Genomic DNA, 17,845 nt, shown 5'->3' with positions numbered 1-17,845 from the left:
TTTTCTGATGCGGTGTCAGATCGAGCTTGCCTCGTCGGACTTGCGGACCACCCGGCCGCCACCACTGTCCGCCTCCTCGTGCCGGCCGCCGCCGACGACCGCCGCCAGGACGGCCACCGCCGGCACCAGCAGGAGCGCCGTCCCGCTGCCCGCCGCGCCCGCCAGCTGCGCCACCACCGCGGCGCCCACCGCCGCGCCCGCCGTGTCGGCGCTCGCGAGCCAGGACATCGTCTCGGTCACCCTTCCCGGGGGCGCGAGATCTCCCCCGAGCGTGCGCAGGACCCCGAAGGCCGCACCGATGACCAGCCCGGCCACCGGGCAGACCGCCAGGACCGCCGTCGGGGAGAACCGGGCGGCCAGGGCCAGGGCGCCCGCGCCCGCCGCGAAGGCGCAGAGCAGCCCGGGGAGCCCGGAACCCCGGCCGCGGGGCAGCAGCGAGGGGGCGGCTCCGAGAGCCAGGCTGCCCAGGACGCTGCCAACGGAGAGGGCCGCCAGATACAGGCCGGTGTAGGGGGCGGCCCCGTGCTCCTTCGCGTAGATCGGCAGGACGACGTCGGCGGCGGTGACGGCGGCGACGAAGAGGCCGTTGGCGGCCAGGAGGCGTCGCAGGGGCGCGGAGGCGAGGGGGCCCGCGTGGCTTTCCGGTGGGCGGGGCGGGACGGGCTGCCGGGTGGGCCCTGGATCGGGCTGCCTCGGTCGCGCGGTTCCTCCAGGCAGCCCGGAGAGTGAGCCGATCAGCAGGACGACCACGCACGTGGTCATCGCGCCGATGACGGCGAACGGCGCGGCTGCCGAGAAGGAGAGGCTGAGCCAACTGGCGAGCACCGGGCCCGTGACGAGGGCGGCGCCCGTCATCGCCGTGTCCAGGGCCATCGCGGTGGCGAGCGTCCGGCTGTCGGTCAACGGATGCCAGACCGTGCGCATCATGACGGCGACCGGAGGTGCCGTGGCGCCCGCACAGCCGGCGAGGACCAGGACCCCGACGGCCGGGCCGCCCCCGTACACCGTGAGGATGAGGAGGGTGAGGGCCGTCAGGTGCCCTGTGAGACAGCAGAGCAGGACCGCGTGCGGCGCATGCCGGTCGACGAGCCGCCCGCGCAGCGGCCCGGTCAGGCCCTGCCCGATGGCGAGACTGCTGACGGCGAGGCCCGCGGTGCCGTACGAGTGGTGCCGGCCCACCAGGAGCAGCACGCTCAGGGCGGTCATGCCGACCGGGAGTTTCGACGCCATGCCGAGCGCCGCGATCCGCCGGAAACCGGTGACCTCCGCCAACTGGCGGTAGCCGCCGAACCGTCGAGGGGCAGAGGGGGCGGCGGGGTCGGCCCCCGTCACGCCCCGCTCCGGGCGCGCAGGGCGCGGACGGCCCAGTCGAGTGCCGGAGCCAGGCTGTCCGGTGCGGGCCAGCCGTTGACGACCGCGAGGAGCCGCAGGTAGTGGTCCCTGCGGGGGTCGTTCATCCCGTCGAGGTGGGTCGCGAGCCGCGCTCGGAGCGCGTCGTCGTCGGGGCTGCCGACGATGCGGGCGTAGTGGGCGGAGAGGGCCTCGACGATCGGGCCGGCGTCCGGCCCTTCGGGGTCGATGCCGTCGCGCAGCGTCGGTTCGGCCAGGGCGCGGACGGCTTCGGCCAGGATGCGGGGCAGGCCCAGGGCGTCGTCCGGCGCACGGTCGGTCGCCAGGTTCCTGGCCATCCCCCGCATGCTGGTGCGGAAGTCGGGGTCCTGCAGCAGTCCGGCGAGCTCCACCCATGCCTCCACCTGCTCGACCTCGGGTTCGTCGGGCAGTTCGGGCGTCAACGAGCGGATGACCGCCGTGAAGGCGGGGTGGTCCTGCAGGCCGTCGAACACGGTGTCGAGGAAGCCGTCGATCAGCCGGCGGCGTTCGTCTTCGGAGAGGCGGGCGAGGCGGTGCATGAGGTCCATGAGCTCCGTTTCGTCAGCCGTGGAGCCGCGGCCGGCCACCACGGTCAGAACCGCCCTGCGCAGGCGCAGGGTCCGTATCTGTACGTCCAGCGCGTCGGCGTGCGCGGCGGCGACTTCCTGGAGCGGCACCTCCCGGTCCACCACCTTGCGGATGGCGGGCAGGTCGATGCCCAGTTCGCGCAGGGTCCGTACGAGGTCCAGGCGGGCGACGGCGTCGATGCCGTACAGCCGGTAGCCGGCCGGGCTGCGGTCCGTCGGCGTCACGATGCCGGAGTCCGAGTAGAACCGGATGGTCTTGACCGTGAGCCCGGTCCGCCGGGCCAGCTCACCGATCGAGTAGAGGATGTCGCCGTTCATGCGCTCACTCTGACGTCTCCCCCTACTGGAGACTCAAGCGCCGCCTTTCGATCACATCGGCACGCGGTGAGGGGGCGGGGTTCCTACGATGGCGGCATGGCCATCGAACTGTTCTCAGGCATCCCGGTCAGCGACTACGCGTCAGCGCTTCACTGGTACGAACGCCTGCTCGGCGAGCCGCCCGCCTTCTGCCCGAACGACGTCGAGGCCGTCTGGGAGCTCGCGGAACACCGCTATCTGTACATCGAGCAGCTGCCCGAGCACGCGGGCCATGCCCGCCACACCGTCTTCGCCGGTGACTTCGACACGCGTGTCGAGCAGATCGCCGACCGGGGCCTGCGGCCCGCCGTCCGGGAGACGTACGCGAACGGCGTCCGCAAGGCCACGTACCGCGACCCCGACGGCAACGAGATCGGTTTCGGCGGCGCGCCGCTTCCCGCGTCCCCGTAGCCGTCGGCCTCGTCAGCCCAAGGCCTCCAGCACCGCCATCGCGGCGTTGTGCCCGGGGATGCCGCTGACGCCGCCCCCGCGCACCGCGCCCGCGCCGCACAGCACGACGTTCGGGTGCCGGGTCCCCACTCCCCAGCGCCCGGCGCTCTCCGCGGCCGCGTTCTCCTGGGCGTAGGGAAAGGCGAGGTCGCGGTGGAAGATGTTGCCGCCGGGCAGCCGCAGGTCACGCTCCAGGTCGAGCGGCGTCTTCGCCTCGATGCAGGGGCGTCCCTGGGCGTCGAGGGCCAGGCAGTCGGCGATCGGCTCGGCGAGGTGTGCGTCCAGTTGGGCAAGGGTCGCTGTGAGGAGCTCGGCGCGTACGGCGTCGTTGTCGCGGGCGAAGAGCCGCGCCGGTGTGTGCAGCCCGAAGAGGGTGAGGGTCTGGTGGCCGCTCTCGACGAGGTCGGGGGCGAGGATCGTCGGGTCGGTGAGGGAGTGGCAGTAGATCTCGGAGGGCGGCGCGGCGGGTGGCGTGCCGGCCGCGGCCTGGGCGTACGCGGTCGCCAACTCCTCGTACCCCTCCGCGATGTGGAAGGTGCCGGCGAACGCCTCGCGCGGGTCGACGGACGTGTCGCGCAGCCGCGGCAGCCGTCCGAGCAGCATGTTGACCTTGAACTGGGCGCCTTCGGCGGGCGGCGGCTGCTCCTCGCCGAGGAGTTCCGCGAGGGCCTGCGGCGACGCGTTGACGAGGACGTGGCGGGCGCCCGCGGTCCGCTCGCCGTCCTCCGTCGCGTACGTCACCTCGGCGCGCCGCCCGTCGGTGGCGATCCGCGTCACCTCGCATCCGGTCCGCAGCCGGGCGCCCGACACACGCGCCGAGTCGGCGATGGCCGCGGTGAGGGCGCCCATGCCGCCGACGGGCACGTTCCAGTCGCCGGTGCCGCCGCCGATGACGTGGTACAGGAAGCATCGGTTCTGGCGCAGGGACGGGTCGTGGGCGTCGGCGAACGTGCCGATGAGGGCGTCGGTGAGGACGACGCCGCGCACCAGGTCGTCGGCGAAGCGCTCCTCGATCGCGGCGCCGATCGGCTCTTCGAAGAGGGTGCGCCACGCGGTGTCGTCGTCGACGCGGGCGCGCAGCCCGGCACGGGTCGGCAGGGGTTCGGTGAGCGTGGGGAAGACGCGGCGGGCGACCTCCCCGGTCATCGCGTAGAACTCGCGCCAGGCATCGTACTCGCGCCGGCCGCCGGTGAGCCGCTCGAACGCCTGCCGGGTGCGGGCCTCGCCGCCGCCGACGAGCAGGCCGGTGGGGCGGCCGCCGCGCTCGGTCGGCGTGTAGGAGGACACGGTGCGGGTGCGCACCCTGAAGTCGAGGTCGAGGTCCCGGACGATCTTCTTGGGGAGGAGGCTGACCAGGTACGAGTAGCGGGACAGCCGCGCGTCGACCCCGGGGAAGGGCCGGCTGGAGACGGCCGCGCCGCCGGTCGCGGAGAGCCGCTCCAGGAGCAGCACGGACCGTCCGGCGCGGGCGAGATAGGCGGCGGCGACGAGACCGTTGTGGCCACCGCCGACGATGACGGCGTCGTACGCATCACGATCAGGCATGGCTCTTCCTAACACGGCCCCCGGCGCCGGGGGCCGTGTACGCACCCGTGGCTCCGGGGGCGTCCGGAAGCGGCCTACCAGTTGTCCGGCCGCACCTCGTAGGTGAGGGTGTAGTGGGCACCGTTGTTGCGGAACACGGCGACCTGCTCGCCGCGGCCGGAGACCGCCGTGCTGATGTGGAAGTCGCCCAGGTGGTCGTCCGGGTCGAAGTCGTCCTTGTCCCACATGGAGACGACGTCGGCCCCGCTGTTGACCATCGTGAACGGCCCGTTGTTGACGTTGATGACCTGGCCGTTGTTGATGTCACCCCGGCCCCAGACGCGCTGGCCGCGGAAGTCCACCCACAGCTCGTCCTCGCCGTTGTCCTCGGTCTCGATGCACCGCAGTTGGTAGAACTTGACCTGGTATCCCATGACTGTCTCCCGGTCCTTCTCCGCGTCGGACGAGTTTCCGACACCCACGAGAATGCGCGCATCGGGACCATCCCCGCGTCCACTCCGGAGTGGATTACCCGTGTACGACCCAGGGGGTACGTTTCTGCGGGGAGAAGAGAAAGTTTCATGGATCCATGAGTGACTGGACCGACCCCATGGATGAGGCAACCGTGCTGGTCACGGCTGCTGACGTGACCCTCGAACCGATCGGCGCCCGGGCGCTCCTCGTCGACAGGGACGCGCTCCTCGTCCCTGATCCGCCGCCGCTCCTCGTCCGTCCGCCGGGAGCGCTGGTCGCCGTGATCGCGCCGGTGCCCGCCGGCTGCGGACCGGTGGAGCGGATCGCCGTGTCCGACGTGGAGCACCTCGGCTCCGGCGAGCCCGCGCCGGGCGTGCGAGCGAGCGTGGTCCGGCTGGCGGGGCGCTCGCGCTACGTGGTGCGTGCCGAGCCCTCCACCCAGCGCCGGCTGACCGAGGCACTGCTCGCCGAGGACGGCGACCTGTGGGCGGCGATGCGCACGCTCGGCTACGACGCGCCGGTGCCCGAGCGGCCCGGGAAGGCGCGCCTGGACCGGGCGAGTGGCGAAAGTCCCGAGGGGTCCAATGCCTTCGAGGCGTTCGACGCCTTCGCGGCCGGTCCCTGCCGGGTCATCCGCACGTGCCTCCCCCACCCGCCCCGCCCCGACGAACCGCACCCGCCGCACGGCGACGACCCGCACCGCGACGGCCCCCATCGCGACGACCCCCACCCGCCGACCGGACCGTGATGGCCGCCGGGTCCGGGGCCGCCCACGGCGGGCTGTATCTGTATCGGGCGGCACCCGCCGTCCAGGACTCGGTGCTTGCCGCCGCCCTGCTGCTGCCCGACCTGTTCCTCTTCTCGGACTTCGCGCTCCCGAACGTCGGCGCGGCCGACCGGCTGATCACGGTCGGGTACGCCGTCCTCGGCTATGCGGCGCTCGCGGCGCGGCGGCGCGCTCCCCGTGCGGTGTTCGGCTACGTGTGGGCCCATGCCCTCGGCGGTGAACTGCTCACGTTCGCCGCGGTGTTCGACTACAGCCCGACGCTGGCGCTGCTCGCCGCGCTGTACACCGTCGCCGCTCTGCAGAGCGCCCGGTCGGCCGTGCTGGCGCTGGCCTGTGTGACGGTGCCGGTCGCGCTGTCGGTGCGGGCGGCGCTCGCCGACGTACCCGCCGCGGAGCGGCTGACCACCCTGCTCGGGGTGGCCTGCTTCTACGGACTGCTCAACCTGGAAGTGTGGGGCGTCGGCCGGTGGGTGCGGGCGGGGCGTGCCGCGGCCGCCAGGGACGGGCTCGCGCTGGCCCGCGCCCAGGAGGCGATCCTGACCGAACGGGCGCGCACGGCACGGGAGTTGCACGACATCGTCGCCAACGCGGTCACCGTCATGGTGTTGCAGGCGGGTGGTGCCCGCCATGTGCTGCGGACCGACCCGGACCGGGTCGAGCACGCGCTCGACCAGATCGAGTCGAGCGGCAAGACGGCCGTCGCCGAGCTGCGGCACATGCTGCTGGTGCTGCGCACCGACGGTGAGCGGCTCGCCGCCGAGGGGGCCGGCTTCGGGCTCGCCGACCTGGACCCGCTCGTCAACGGGGTGCGCCAGGCGGGTCTCGACGCCCGCGTGGAGGTGACGGGCGTCCCCGCCGCGCTCCCGAGGAGCGTCGACCTGACCGCGTACCGGTTGGTGCAGGAGGCGCTCACCAACGCGGCCAAGCACGCGGGCCCCGGAGCGGCCACCGTCGTACGCCTCGACTGGCACAGGGCCGACGGACGGCTGAGCATCGAGGTCGGCGACGACGGCCGGGGCACTCCTGCGGCGGCCCGGTCCGCGCTCTCCACCGGGCACGGCCTGCTGGGCCTGCGCGAGCGGGTGGCCGTCTGCGGCGGCACGTTCGAAGCCGGGCCCACCGAGCAGGGTGGCTTCCGTGTCGCCGCCACCCTGCCGACAGAGGAACACTTCCGGCAGGAGGCCGCGTCATGATCCGGGTACTGCTCGCGGACGACCAGGCGATGGTTCGTTCCGCGCTCGCCATGCTGCTCACCGGCGAGCAGGGCATCGAGGTGGTAGGCGAGGCCTCCGACGGCGACGAGGCCGTGGCCCGCACGGCCGAGCTGCGCCCCGATGTCGTCGTCATGGACGTGCGGATGCCCGGCACGGACGGCGTCGAGGCGACCCGGCGCATCACCGCCGACGCCTTTCCCGGCGAGGCCCGCGTGCTCGTGCTGACGACGTACAACGTCAGCGAGGCCGTCTACCAGGCGCTGCGGGCCGGGGCCTCCGGCTTCCTGCTCAAGGACGCGGCCCCCGACGAACTGGTCGGGGCGGTCCGGGCGCTCGCCGCCGGGGACGGCTGGCTGGACCCCGCGGTGACCTCCGATCTGCTGGCCGAGTTCGCCGCCCGGCCGGAGCGGATCAGGCCCGCCCCCGAGGAGCTGGCAGCGCTCACCGGACGCGAGCGCGAGGTGCTCGTCCTCGTCGCGCACGGCTTCTCCAACGCGGAGGTCGCCACCCACCTCTTCATCGGCGAGGCGACGGTCAAGACCCACCTCGGCCGGATCCTCCTGAAGCTCGGTGTGCGCGACCGCGCCCAGGCGGTCGCCGCGGCCTACCAGAGCGGACTGGTCGCACCGGGTTCCTCCCCGCCGCTGCCCTGACCTGGGGGATCGGTTCAGACGGTCAGCGGCACCGGGTGGACCTCGTCGGCCCGGTGGCCCGCACGTTCGTGGATGCGTTGGACCGCTTCGGCCGACGGTGCTTCGGAGAGGCAGTAGACCGTGCCGGACTGCGGGTCCGCCCACGCCTTCTCGAAGTGGACGCCTTCTTCCTTCTCGATCGCGAGATCTGCCTGGTGGGCCTTCTTCAGGTCCTCTGCCGTGATGCCGTTCATCCCGTGGTGGACGTCCATGAACTTCGACATGGCGCCGCACCTCCTTCTGTCTGCGCTATCTCCATCCTGCGCCCGTACACCGGTGCGGTCGACTCCGTCGGAGCCTCAAAGACAGGCTCTCAGAGACTCCCGGCGCCCCGCCGCTGCCGGAGTGCCGCCACCCGGCGGTACAGCTCGACGGCCTCCGTGCCGCGGCCCAGCTGTTCCAGGCAGTGGGCCTCGTCGTTGCGGCTGGCGAGTGCGTCGGGGTGGTCGGCGCCGAAGACCCGCTCGCGGGCGGCGGCGACCCTGCGGTACTCGGTGAGCGCGTCGGCCCAGCGGCCGAGCCAGCCGAGGCCGACCGCGACCTCGCGGCGGCTCACCAGCGTGTCGGGGTGGTCGGCGCCAAGCACGCGCTCGCGGATGGCGCACACGTCACGGGCCTCCGCGAGGGCTTCCTCCCAGCGGCCCTGACGTCCCAGATTCACCCCGAGGCCGTGCCGGGCGCGCAGCGTTTCGGGGTCGGCGGGGCCGTTGACGCGCGTGCGGTCCTCGATCAGGTCGCGGTACAGCTCCAGTGCCTCGGCGCTGCGGCCGAGCCTGCCGAGGCTTATCCCCACCTCATAGCGCGCGGCGAGCGTGTCGGGGTGGTCGGCGCCGAGGGCCCGCACGCGCGCTTCGGCGACTTCGCGATAGGTCTGCAGGGCTTCCGGCCAACGCCCCAACTGACCGAGCGCGTACGCCACTTCGTAGCGGGTCACGAGCGTGTCGGGGTGGGTCGGGCCGAGCACCCGTGCGCGGGCCGCCGCGACCTCCTCGGCCAGCTGGTAGGAGTCCTCCAGACGGCCGAGGCGGCTCAGGTTGTACGCGAGGTTGTGGCGGCAGCGCAGCGTGTCGGGGTGGTCGGGGCCCGCCGTGCGCTCTCGGGCGGCGAGCACCGAGGTGTAGGTCTGGTGGGCCTCGAAGTGCCGCCCGAGCCGGCCCAGGACGTACGCCATCTCCTGGCGCGCGGCGAGCGTGTCCGGGTGCTCGGGGCCGAGCGTCCGCTCCCGCCCCCGCGCCACGCGGTCGTACTCACGCAGCGCGTCGGCGGCGCGGCCGGTGCGGCTGAGCGTGAAGCCGACCTCGTAGCGGCTGGCGAGCGTGTCGGGGTGGTCGGGGCCGAGGGCGTGCTCGCGTTCGGCGGCGACCGCGCGGTGCACCTCGCCCGCCTCGGCCCAGCGGCCGAGCCGCCCCAGGCTGAGGCCGGCGTTGTGACGGCTGGTGAGGGTGGCGACCAGCTCGGGAGAAGGTGTGGGCCGCTCGGGCTGCCGGGGGGCCGCGGCGCGGCGGGCGTCGATGCGCGGGATCCACTCGCCGGTGAGGCCCGCGGCCGCGTCGGGCGGGGTGGTGCGCAGCACGGACGCGCCGCTCGCCTTGTGGCCGGTGGTCATGCCGCGCGTCCAGGAGGGCAGCCGCGGTTCGTGCGGCGGCAGGTGGTCGTGGCGGCGCACGGGGGGCGTGGCGACGGTCGGGACGTACGTGAGCGAGGTGCGGCCCGCGGCGATGCGGCGGCCGAGCTCCCGCGCGTCGGGCGGGCGGTCGCCGGGCTCCTTGGCGAGCAGGTCCAGGACGATCCGGTCGAAGTACTCGGGCAGTTCGCCGCGGTGCCTGCGGGGTGGTTCGGGGGCGGTGTCGCGGTGTCCGACGAGGACGGCCCAGGCGTCCTCCAGGTCGAACGGCGGGGCGCCGGTGGCGATCTCGTAGAGCACGCAGCCGAAGGAGTAGAGATCGCTGCGCTGGTCGACGGGGTCGCCGCTGATCTGCTCGGGCGACATGTAGTGCGGGGTGCCCATCGCGATGCCGGTGCCGGTCAGGCGGGAGGTGAAGCCGATGTCGGCGCCGAGGCGTGCGATGCCGAAGTCGCAGATCTTCACGGTGCCGTCGGCGAGCCGCATGATGTTCGCGGGCTTGAGGTCCCGGTGCACGATGCCCTGTTCATGGGTGTACGCGAGGGCGGCGGCGACCTGGTCGGCGATCTCCACGACGTCGGCGACCGGCAGGGGGTGCTGTTTGTTGTCCTCCAGGAGCTGGCTGAGGTTGCGCCCTTCGAGGAGTTCCATGACGAGGTACAGCACGCCGTCGTACTCGCCGAAGTCGTGGACGACGGTGACACCGCGGTGCTGGAGCGCCGCCGCGACGCGCGCCTCGCGCCGGAAGCGCTCGCGCAGCACGCGCGTGAAGGACTGATCGTGCTGGTGCCCCATCGGTTTGAGGCATTTGACGGCGACCTGGCGGCCGAGCGACTCGTCGCGCGCCCGCCACACCTCGCCCATACCGCCGCGCCCGATCAGATCCAGGAGCCGGTACCGGCCCTGGATCAGCCTGGTGTCCGCCATCTCGTGTTGTCGCCCCCGTTGCCTCGCTGCGCCCTCCCCGGCCCGTCCAGTATGGCGTTCCGGCTGTCGAGTTTGTACGGGGCGGGGCGGCTGCCGGGCCCGAGCCGGGCCACGGCGCGCAGGATGTGCTTGGGCGGGAGTTGCCAGCGCACACGCGCGGGGATGCGGCGCAGGACGGTGCCGGTGAGGACGAGGCGGCGGGTGACCGTGGCGGGTGGCGGGGCGGCCCTGCCGTACAGCTCGTGGGCGTACGGCGGCAGGGAGGCGTAGGCCAGATTCGCCACGCGCCGCCACAGCAGCTCGCGCGCCGGGACGAGCAGGGGGTGCGTCGGCGGGCGCTGCAGGAAGTCGTCGACGGCGCGGGCGTCGGGCCCGGCAGCAAGCCGGGGCCTCATCTCCTCGAAGTACGCGGCGAGTTCGGCCGTCGACGCGGGTACGTCCGCGGGGTCGAGGCCGACCAGGCGCGCGCTCTGCCGGTGTTCGTCGACGTAGCGGTCGGCCAGCGCGTCGGTGAGGGGGAGGCCTGAGCGGCGTACGACGTGGAGGTAGGAGTCGATCTCCGCGCAGTGCACCCAGAGCAGCAGCTCCGGCTCGTCGACGCCGTAGCGCTCCCCCGTCTCGGGGTCGGTGGCCTTGAGCATCGTGTGGATCTTCCGCACGCGGGCGCCCGCCTTCTCGGCGACCTCGGTGGTGCCGTAGGTCGTGGTGCCGACGAAATGGGCGGTGCGCATGAGGCGGCCCCAGGCGTCCTTGCGGAAGTCGGAGTTCTCCATGACGCCGCGGACGGCGCGCGGGTGCAGGGCCTGGAGGTAGAGGGCCCGGATCCCGGCGATCCACATCATGGGGTCGGAGTGCGCCTGCCAGGTCACGGAGGCCGGCCCGAAGAGCCCGGGGTCGGGCCGGGGCTCGGGCGCGGGTCCGGACGCCGGATCGGGCGGGGATATGTGCTCGGGCATGATGCGACCCTCTCCTGACGGGTGACGCGGACGTCCGCGACCAGTATCCCGGCTCCGTGCCCTGACACCAGCGCCGCCGGGGCGGTCTCTACAGCCCGTACGTCCTGCCGATGATGTCTCGCTGGATCTCGCTCGTCCCGCCGTACACCGTGGACACGACGGTCGAGCGCAGCAGGGCCTCCATGCCGTACTCGGTGGCGTATCCATAGCCGCCCATCATCTGCATGCCCTCCAGGGCCACGTGTTTGGCGAGCTCGGTGCATTTGAGCTTGGCCATGGAGGCCTCGCGGGCGAAGACCCGGCCGGGTTCGGCGTCGATGGCCGCAGCGACGTCGTCCACCAGGAGCCGGGCGCATTCGAGCTCGGTGGCCATGTCGGCGATGCGGTGCTTGAGGACCTGGAAGGAGCCGATGGGCCGGCCGAACTGCTCGCGCTGCCGCACGTATTGAAGGGTGTCGTCGAAGGCGCGCCGGGCGGTGCCCAGCATCAGCGCGGCGAGGATCATCCGCTCCAGGTTGAGGCCGGACATCAGCTGCGGCCAGGCCTGGTCCGGGGCGCCGACGACCGCCGAGTCCGGGACGAAGCAGTCGGTGAAGTACAGGTCGTTGACCTCCCGGCCGCCCATCGTGTCGATGCCCCTGATCTCCAGGCCATCGACATCGCTCGGCACCATGAACTGGGTGAGCCCGTCGTGCTTCGACGCCCCGTGCGACGTACGGGCGATGAGCAGGATGTGGTCCGCGATGTGCGCGTTGGAGCACCAGGTCTTCTGTCCGTTGATCACGTACCCGCCGTCGGTGCGGTCCGCGCGGCAGATGAGCGCGCCCACGTCGGAGCCCGCGCCCGGCTCGGACATCGAGATGGCCTCGACCCGGCCGCCCGCCACGCCTTCGAGCACGACGCGCTTCTGCTCCTCGGTGCCGAACTTGTCGTAGGCCGCGGCGGCGATGACCGTGGTGGAGAAACCGCTGATCGGCGCGAGGCCGTACGCGGTCTCCTCCAGGAAGAGGCACAGGTCCGCCATGCCCAGGCCCGCGCCGCCGTACTCCTCGGGGACGACGATGCCCAGCCAGCCGAGCTCCGCCATCTTCTCGTAGAGCTTCTGGTTGTGCGGCTCCCGGCCGCCCTCGGTCAGCTTGTCCCGCTGCTCCTTGGTGCCGCACTCGCGGCGGCAGAAATCGCCGACCGCCTTGACCAGATCGCGTCGCTCGTCCGTCAGGACTCGGGGCATGGTGCGCGTTCCTCCTCGAACAGGGTCAAGAGCCGAAGGTCAAGGATCAAGGGCACATCGCGTTCACCGGACGGGCGGCGGTCCCAGCATCGGTACCAGGAACCGGCGCGCCACCGCCCGCACCTGCTCCTCGTCGTCGAGGTCGACCACCTGGCCGGGAATGACGAGGAAGGACGCCGACACCCGGACCATCAGCTCGGCGACCACGTCCACGTCCACGTCGCGCGCGACGTTGCCCGCCTGCTGTTCGCGGCGCAGCCTGCCCGCGACGAACTGCCGCACGACGGCCAGCGTGCGGCCCCCGTCCGTGGTCATGGACGGCACGACCGCGTCCGGCTCCGCGTCGATCAGGCCGCCGATGAGCGGGTTGCCGCGAATGGCGCGGAGCGAGCTCACGAAGCCGAGGACCACGCGGTCGGCGACGGTCTCCGCGCCCCGGACGTCGACGATGAACTGGTCGAAGTACCGCCGGAATTCGCGGCGGACGACCTGCTCGACGAGTGCGTCCTTGGAGGCGAACCGGCGGTAGAGCGTGATCCGGGAGACCCCGGCGCGGCGGGCCACGTCCTCCATCGTGGACCGCCTGATGCCCATGCGGCAGAACTGCTCGAAGGCCGCGTCGAGCACGCGTGTGGTGACCTCGTCGTGGTCGTCACCGGTCTGGTCGGCGGCCTCGGCCCGCTCGGCGGCCTCGGCGAACGCGCGGTCCAGCACGGAGTCCGAGTCCTGTGGCGCGGCGAGAAAGGGAAATGCGGGTTCCACAGTCTGGTGCTCCGTTCCGGGTTGTGCTTCTCTCGATGAAACACAGATACGGACTCTGTATCAGAGTATCAGGCAGGGTATCAGCCAGCGCTGAGGCGACTCAAGGAGGAGTTCCGGGAATGGACGAACTCAGCAGGCGCAAGATGCTGCTCACGGGCGGCGCGCTGGGCGCGCTCGGCGTGCTCGGCATGGCGTCGCCGGCGAGCGCGCGGTCCACGTGGACGTGGGCCGCGAGCGGCTCGGTGGCCGGATCGGGGGCGGGCACCGACCCGCAGTGGGTGTGGGACGACGAGGCCGACGAACTCCTTGGAGCCGTCCTCGCACGGGGCGATGTGCCCAGGGTCAACGAACTCCTGCGCACCTGGACCCGCAACGACCAGCCGCTTCCCGGCGCACTCCCCCGCGATCTGCGGCAGTTCATGGAGAAGGCGCGCCGGCTGCCGCCGTGGGCGGACCGGGCCAAGCTCGAGACCGCCGCGAAGTTCAACGAGAGCAGGGGCCTCTACCTCAACATCCTCAACGGCATCGGCGGCGGCATGCTGAGCACCGCCATCCCCCGCGAGGCGCGGGCCGTCTACTACTCCAAGGGCGGCGCCGACATGGAGGACCGGGTCGCCAAGACCAGCAAGCTCGGCTTCGCCGTCGGCGCCCTGGACGCCTACCGGCCCGACGGCACCTGCGTCGTGGAGGCCGTGAAGACCCGCATGGTGCACGCGGCGGTACGCAACCTGCTGCCGAAGTCGCCGGGCTGGACGGGCACCGGGGACGGCCAGAAGATCCCCATCAGCCAGGCGGACATGCTGGTCACCTGGCACACGCTGCCCACCTACGCGATGCGCAAAATGCGGGAGTGGAAGGTCCCGATCACGTCCGCCGAGTCCGACGCCTATCTGCACGTGTGGCAGGTGACCGCGCACATGCTCGGCATCCTCGACGAGTACATCCCCGCGACCTGGGACGCGGCCGAGGCGCAGTCCAAGCAGCTCCTCGACCCGGTCCTCGGCCCCACGCCGGAAGGCGTCGAACTGACCGACATCCTCCTGGGGCAGCTCGCCGAGCAGACGAGCCCCGGCAGCGTCGACCGGCCCCTCGTCAACGCCTTCGCCCGGTACCTCGTCGGCAACCGGATCGCCGACTGGGACGGCATCCCGCGCGAGCCGTTCTGGGAAGCGGCGGTCAAGACCGCCTGGCCGCCGCTGGTGGCCTTCCGCGAGGGCCTCATCAAGCTGCCCCTGGTGCCGCAGATCGCCTGGACGATCGACGAAGCGGCCCGCAAGTACATCTTGTTCTATCTCTCCAAAGGGCGTGAGATTCACATAGACATCCCCGACACCAACCGCCCCGCCTGACCAACGAGCCCTACAGAAGGAGGAGTTCCCTGATGGACGAACTCAGCAGGCGCAAGATGCTGCTCACGGGCGGCGCGCTGGGCGCGCTCGGTGTGCTCGGCGCGGCGTCGCCCGCGAGCGCGCGGCCCCTGTGGTCGTGGGCAGCGAGCGGTTCGGTGGCCGGGGCGGGCGCGGGCACCGACCCGCAGTGGATGTGGGACGACGAGGCCGACCAACTGCTCGGCTCGCTGCTCGACCGCGGGGACATACCGAAGGTCAACCAGCTGCTGCGGAACTGGACCCGCAACGACCAGCCACTGCCCGACGAACTCCCGCGGGACCTCAAGGAGTTCATGGAGAAGGCGCGCCGGCTGCCGCCGTGGGTGGACCGGGCCAAGCTCGAGACCGCCGCGAAGTTCAACAAGACCAAGGGGATCTACGTCGGTGCGCTGTACGGCCTCGGCAGCGGGCTGATGAGTACCGCGATCCCCAGGGAGGCGCGGGCCGTCTACTACTCCAAGGGTGGCGCGGACATGAAGGACCGCATCGCCAAGACCGCGAAGTTCGGATACGACGTCGGGGACCTGGACGCGTACCAGCCGCAGGGTTCGATGATCGCGACCGCGGTACGGACCCGGCTGGTCCACGCGGCCGTACGCAATCTGCTGCCCAAGTCCCCGGGCTGGTCCGGAACGAGCGGCGGTCAGAAGATCCCCATCAGCCAGGCGGACGTGCTGGTCACCTGGCACAGCCTGGCCACCTTCGTCATGCGCAAGCTGCTCGACTGGGACGTTCCGGTCTCCCGCGCCGAGTCCGAGGCATACCTGCACGTGTGGCAGGTGACCGCCCATATGCTCGGCGTCCACGACGAGTACATCCCGGCCACCTGGGACGCGGCCAACGCCCAGTCGCGGCAGCTCCTCGACCCGGTCCTCGCCCGCACGGACGAGGGGGTCAAGCTGACCGAGGTGCTCCTCGACATCGTCGCCGAGCTCGACGCCGGGGTGACGCGGCCCCTGGTCAGCGCGTTCTCCCGGTACACGCTCGGCGACCGGATCGGCGAAATGATCGGGTTGTCCAGGGAACCGTTCTGGCAGCCGCTGATCTCGAAGGCGTGGCCCCTCCTGGTGGCGTTCCGGGAGAAGCTGATTCCGCTGCCCCTGGTCCCGGAGGCCGCCTGGGCGATGGAAGAGGCCATCCGCAGGTTCGTCCTGCTCTTCCTGTCCGAGGGCAGACCCATCCACCTGGAGATCCCCGACGCGAACCGGCCCCACTGACATGGGGGAATCGCAGTCGAGCACGTCCGGCTTCGGGCGGCGTCGCTTCCTCGGTTACGTACTCGCCGCGCCGACCCTGGTGACCGCGGCCCCGCTCGTGTCCGAAGCCGAGGCCGCGGTGCCGTCGCCGGACGTCACCGAGCTGGTCGATCTGAACGACGTGATGACCGCGGCGGCCCTGCCGACCTCGCACCTGATCACGGTCGAGGTCGGCGGGGACGGCACCGTGTCGTTCGCGCTGCCGCGGGCGGAGGTCGGGCAGGGCATCACAACGTCGACGGCCATGCTGATCGCCGAGGAGCTGGACGTGCCGGTGGACCGGGTCCGGGTGACGCTGGCCGACGCGCGCCCCGAGCTGGTGTTCAACCAGCTCACCGGCGCGTCCAACACGACGATCTCCACGTACACCCCGATCCGGGTGGCGGCGGCCGTCGCCCGGCGTCGGCTCCTCGACGCCGCGGCGGTCGAGCTCGGCGCGGCCGTCGGCGACCTCACGCTGAAGGCCGGTGTCGTCACCGACCGCGCGGGCGGCCGGGTCGGCATCGGGGAGCTGGCCGGGAAGGCCGCGAGCCGCAGCCCGCGGCGGATGTCCGTGGAGCTCAAGGAGCGCGAGCGGTTCACCGTCATCGGGCGGCCCCACAACCGCGTCGACGCGCTCGCCGCGGTCACCGGACGCAAGAAGTTCACGCTGGACCTCGACGTGCCGGACGCCCTGCCGACCATGGTGTGCCGCCCGCCGACCCTCAACGGCAAGGTCGGCTCGGTGGCCAATCTCCAAGAGGTACGGGCCATGCCGGGCGTCACCGACGCCGCGGTGATCTCCACCGGGGTCGCGGTGCGCGCGCGGACCTTCGGCCAGTGCATCGACGCCGTACGGGCCCTGCGCGTGTCGTGGAAGCCCGGCAGCGCGGAAGGAAAGTCCGACGAGACGGTGCTCAAGGAGCTGCGGGCGGCCGAACTGCCGCTCGGGCTGCCGCCTGTGACGCCGTCGGTCGAGGCCTCGTTCACCTTCCACTTCCGCAGCAACAGCGCGCTCGAACCCAACTGTGCGATAGCCGACGTGCGTCCGGGACGGGCCGAGATCTGGTCCGCCCTCAAAGCGCCGATCGTCGCCAAGCAGGCCATCGCCGCCCGGCTCGGGCTTCCGCCGAGCGCGGTCACCGTGCACGTGACCGAAGGCGGTGGCTCCTTCGGACGGAAGCTGTTCTTCGACGCCGCGCTGGAGGCCGCCGAGATCTCCAAGGAGTTCGGCAAACCGGTCAAGCTGATGTGGCACCGCGCCGACGACTCCCGCCAGGGACGCACGCACCCCATGGCCACCTCACGGGTGCGCGTCGCGTACGCGGGCGACACCGTGCTCGGCTACAAGCAGCGGCACACCAGTGTCTCGACGGACCTCGGGCACGGCCTCGGCGAGCTCTTCACCGCCATGGCGGCGAAGCTGCCGGTGGGCGACATCGGTTTCTCCCAGACGTTCTTCCACCTCTCCCAGTCGATGCCCTACGACTTCGGCGTGCACAGCCGACTGCTCAGCGAGACCGACAAGGGCTTCAACACCGGCAGCATGCGCAACGTGTACTCCCCCGACGTCACCTGCGCCCGGGAGCTCATCGTCGACCGGCTCGCCGCGAAGATGGGCAAGGACCCCTTCACGTTCCGCCGGGAGTTCCTCCGCGACGACCGCACGCGAGCGGTGCTGGAGAAGGCCGCCGAGGTGGGGAAGTGGGGCCGGCCGATGCCTGCCCACACCGCGCAGGGCATCGCCATGCACTCCGAATACCACGCCACGAGCGCGGTGCTCGTGGAGATCGACTGCCGGCCGGAGACCGTCAACCGGCCCATCCGCGACGGGGTGACCGGACCGCGCGTCACGAAGGCCGTCATCGCCGTGGACGTCGGACTCGCCGTCAACCCGCGCGGCCTGGAGGCCCAGATGATGGGCTGCCTCATGGACGGCATCGCCCTGACCCTGACGTCGAGCCTGCACCTGCGCGACGGATACTTCCTGGAGGCCAGCTGGGACAACTACTTCTACACCCGGCAGTGGAACACGCCGCCCGAGCTGGAGATCGTCGTGATGCCGACCACGACCGGCAGACCCGGCGGTGCCGGTGAACTCGGTGTCGCGGCCTCGACGGCCGCGGTCGCCTGCGCCTACGGCCGGGCGACGGGCACGATGCCGACCACTTTTCCGATCAACCACGGCACGCTCTCCTTCGTGCCCAAACCGACCGTACCGCCCATCCCCCAGTCCCCCACCGACGGCTTGGACCACGTCCGCTGA

At 72.1% G+C, this 17,845-nt stretch carries 16 protein-coding genes; 7 read left to right on the top strand and 9 right to left on the bottom strand.

What is annotated here, in order from left to right:
• Positions 1–15: 15 nt before the first annotated feature.
• Positions 16–1,332 (bottom strand): MFS transporter, encoded by a 1,317-nt coding sequence (locus ACH4D5_RS20200; protein WP_398304121.1) that lies wholly within the window; start codon positions 1,330–1,332, stop codon positions 16–18.
• A complete protein-coding gene (locus ACH4D5_RS20195; protein ID WP_398304119.1) occupies positions 1,329–2,276 on the bottom strand; it encodes a MerR family transcriptional regulator in 948 nt (315 codons plus the stop codon). The genes ACH4D5_RS20200 and ACH4D5_RS20195 overlap by 4 nt, the downstream gene beginning before the upstream one ends.
• A 96-nt stretch (positions 2,277–2,372) precedes the next feature.
• Between ACH4D5_RS20195 and ACH4D5_RS20190 the strand changes: the two genes are divergently transcribed.
• On the top strand, positions 2,373–2,726 hold the full coding sequence (locus ACH4D5_RS20190; RefSeq protein ID WP_398304117.1) for a VOC family protein: 354 nt from the start codon (positions 2,373–2,375) through the stop codon (positions 2,724–2,726).
• Positions 2,727–2,738: 12 nt separating this feature from the next.
• Here the strand turns inward: ACH4D5_RS20190 and ACH4D5_RS20185 are convergent, their stop codons facing one another.
• Positions 2,739–4,310 carry a phytoene desaturase family protein gene (locus tag ACH4D5_RS20185; RefSeq protein ID WP_398304115.1) on the bottom strand — a complete coding sequence of 524 codons (1,572 nt, stop codon included), beginning with the start codon at positions 4,308–4,310 and terminating at the stop codon, positions 2,739–2,741.
• Between the two features lie 74 nt (positions 4,311–4,384).
• On the bottom strand, positions 4,385–4,723 hold the full coding sequence (locus ACH4D5_RS20180; protein ID WP_398304113.1) for a hypothetical protein: 339 nt from the start codon (positions 4,721–4,723) through the stop codon (positions 4,385–4,387).
• Positions 4,724–4,878: 155 nt separating this feature from the next.
• Between ACH4D5_RS20180 and ACH4D5_RS20175 the strand changes: the two genes are divergently transcribed.
• The 3 genes from ACH4D5_RS20175 to ACH4D5_RS20165 are packed head-to-tail and all read left to right on the top strand — an operon-like array spanning position 4,879 to position 7,417.
• Positions 4,879–5,511: a hypothetical protein gene (locus tag ACH4D5_RS20175; protein ID WP_398304111.1), complete on the top strand. Its 633-nt coding sequence runs from the start codon at positions 4,879–4,881 to the stop codon at positions 5,509–5,511.
• On the top strand, positions 5,511–6,743 hold the full coding sequence (locus ACH4D5_RS20170; RefSeq protein WP_398304109.1) for a sensor histidine kinase: 1,233 nt from the start codon (positions 5,511–5,513) through the stop codon (positions 6,741–6,743). The genes ACH4D5_RS20175 and ACH4D5_RS20170 overlap by 1 nt, the downstream gene beginning before the upstream one ends.
• Entirely contained in the window at positions 6,740–7,417 is a 678-nt protein-coding gene (locus ACH4D5_RS20165; protein ID WP_398304107.1) for a response regulator, read from the top strand. The genes ACH4D5_RS20170 and ACH4D5_RS20165 overlap by 4 nt, the downstream gene beginning before the upstream one ends.
• 14 nt (positions 7,418–7,431) lie before the next feature.
• Here the strand turns inward: ACH4D5_RS20165 and ACH4D5_RS20160 are convergent, their stop codons facing one another.
• The 5 genes from ACH4D5_RS20160 to ACH4D5_RS20140 all read right to left on the bottom strand — a co-directional run bounded on the left by ACH4D5_RS20160 (position 7,432) and on the right by ACH4D5_RS20140 (position 12,956).
• The gene (locus tag ACH4D5_RS20160; protein WP_398304105.1) at positions 7,432–7,680 is read right to left on the bottom strand and encodes an SCO4226 family nickel-binding protein; all 249 of its coding nucleotides are present in this window, start codon (positions 7,678–7,680) and stop codon (positions 7,432–7,434) included.
• A gap of 89 nt (positions 7,681–7,769) precedes the next feature.
• Positions 7,770–10,007 (bottom strand): tetratricopeptide repeat protein, encoded by a 2,238-nt coding sequence (locus tag ACH4D5_RS20155; protein WP_398304103.1) that lies wholly within the window; start codon positions 10,005–10,007, stop codon positions 7,770–7,772.
• The gene (locus ACH4D5_RS20150; protein WP_398304101.1) at positions 9,989–10,963 is read right to left on the bottom strand and encodes an oxygenase MpaB family protein; all 975 of its coding nucleotides are present in this window, start codon (positions 10,961–10,963) and stop codon (positions 9,989–9,991) included. The genes ACH4D5_RS20155 and ACH4D5_RS20150 overlap by 19 nt, the downstream gene beginning before the upstream one ends.
• A gap of 88 nt (positions 10,964–11,051) precedes the next feature.
• A complete protein-coding gene (locus ACH4D5_RS20145; RefSeq protein WP_398304099.1) occupies positions 11,052–12,194 on the bottom strand; it encodes an acyl-CoA dehydrogenase family protein in 1,143 nt (380 codons plus the stop codon).
• Positions 12,195–12,257: 63 nt separating this feature from the next.
• Positions 12,258–12,956 carry a TetR/AcrR family transcriptional regulator gene (locus ACH4D5_RS20140; protein WP_398304098.1) on the bottom strand — a complete coding sequence of 233 codons (699 nt, stop codon included), beginning with the start codon at positions 12,954–12,956 and terminating at the stop codon, positions 12,258–12,260.
• 119 nt (positions 12,957–13,075) lie between these two features.
• On the opposite strand from ACH4D5_RS20140, the gene ACH4D5_RS20135 reads away from it, so the two are divergent.
• Genes ACH4D5_RS20135 through ACH4D5_RS20125 form a run of 3 tightly spaced genes read left to right on the top strand, consistent with a single transcriptional unit; the run spans position 13,076 to position 17,845 of the window.
• Positions 13,076–14,305, top strand: a complete 1,230-nt coding sequence (locus ACH4D5_RS20135) for an oxygenase MpaB family protein (RefSeq protein ID WP_398304096.1) — start codon at positions 13,076–13,078, stop codon at positions 14,303–14,305.
• Positions 14,306–14,337: 32 nt separating this feature from the next.
• A complete protein-coding gene (locus tag ACH4D5_RS20130; protein WP_398304094.1) occupies positions 14,338–15,561 on the top strand; it encodes an oxygenase MpaB family protein in 1,224 nt (407 codons plus the stop codon).
• 1 nt (position 15,562) lies between these two features.
• Positions 15,563–17,845 carry a molybdopterin cofactor-binding domain-containing protein gene (locus tag ACH4D5_RS20125; RefSeq protein ID WP_398304092.1) on the top strand — a complete coding sequence of 761 codons (2,283 nt, stop codon included), beginning with the start codon at positions 15,563–15,565 and terminating at the stop codon, positions 17,843–17,845.

It is taken from the genome of Streptomyces sp. NPDC018029 (assembly GCF_044327655.1).
Taxonomy (GTDB): domain Bacteria; phylum Actinomycetota; class Actinomycetes; order Streptomycetales; family Streptomycetaceae; genus Streptomyces.
This window is presented reverse-complemented; position numbering and strand designations above follow the sequence as displayed.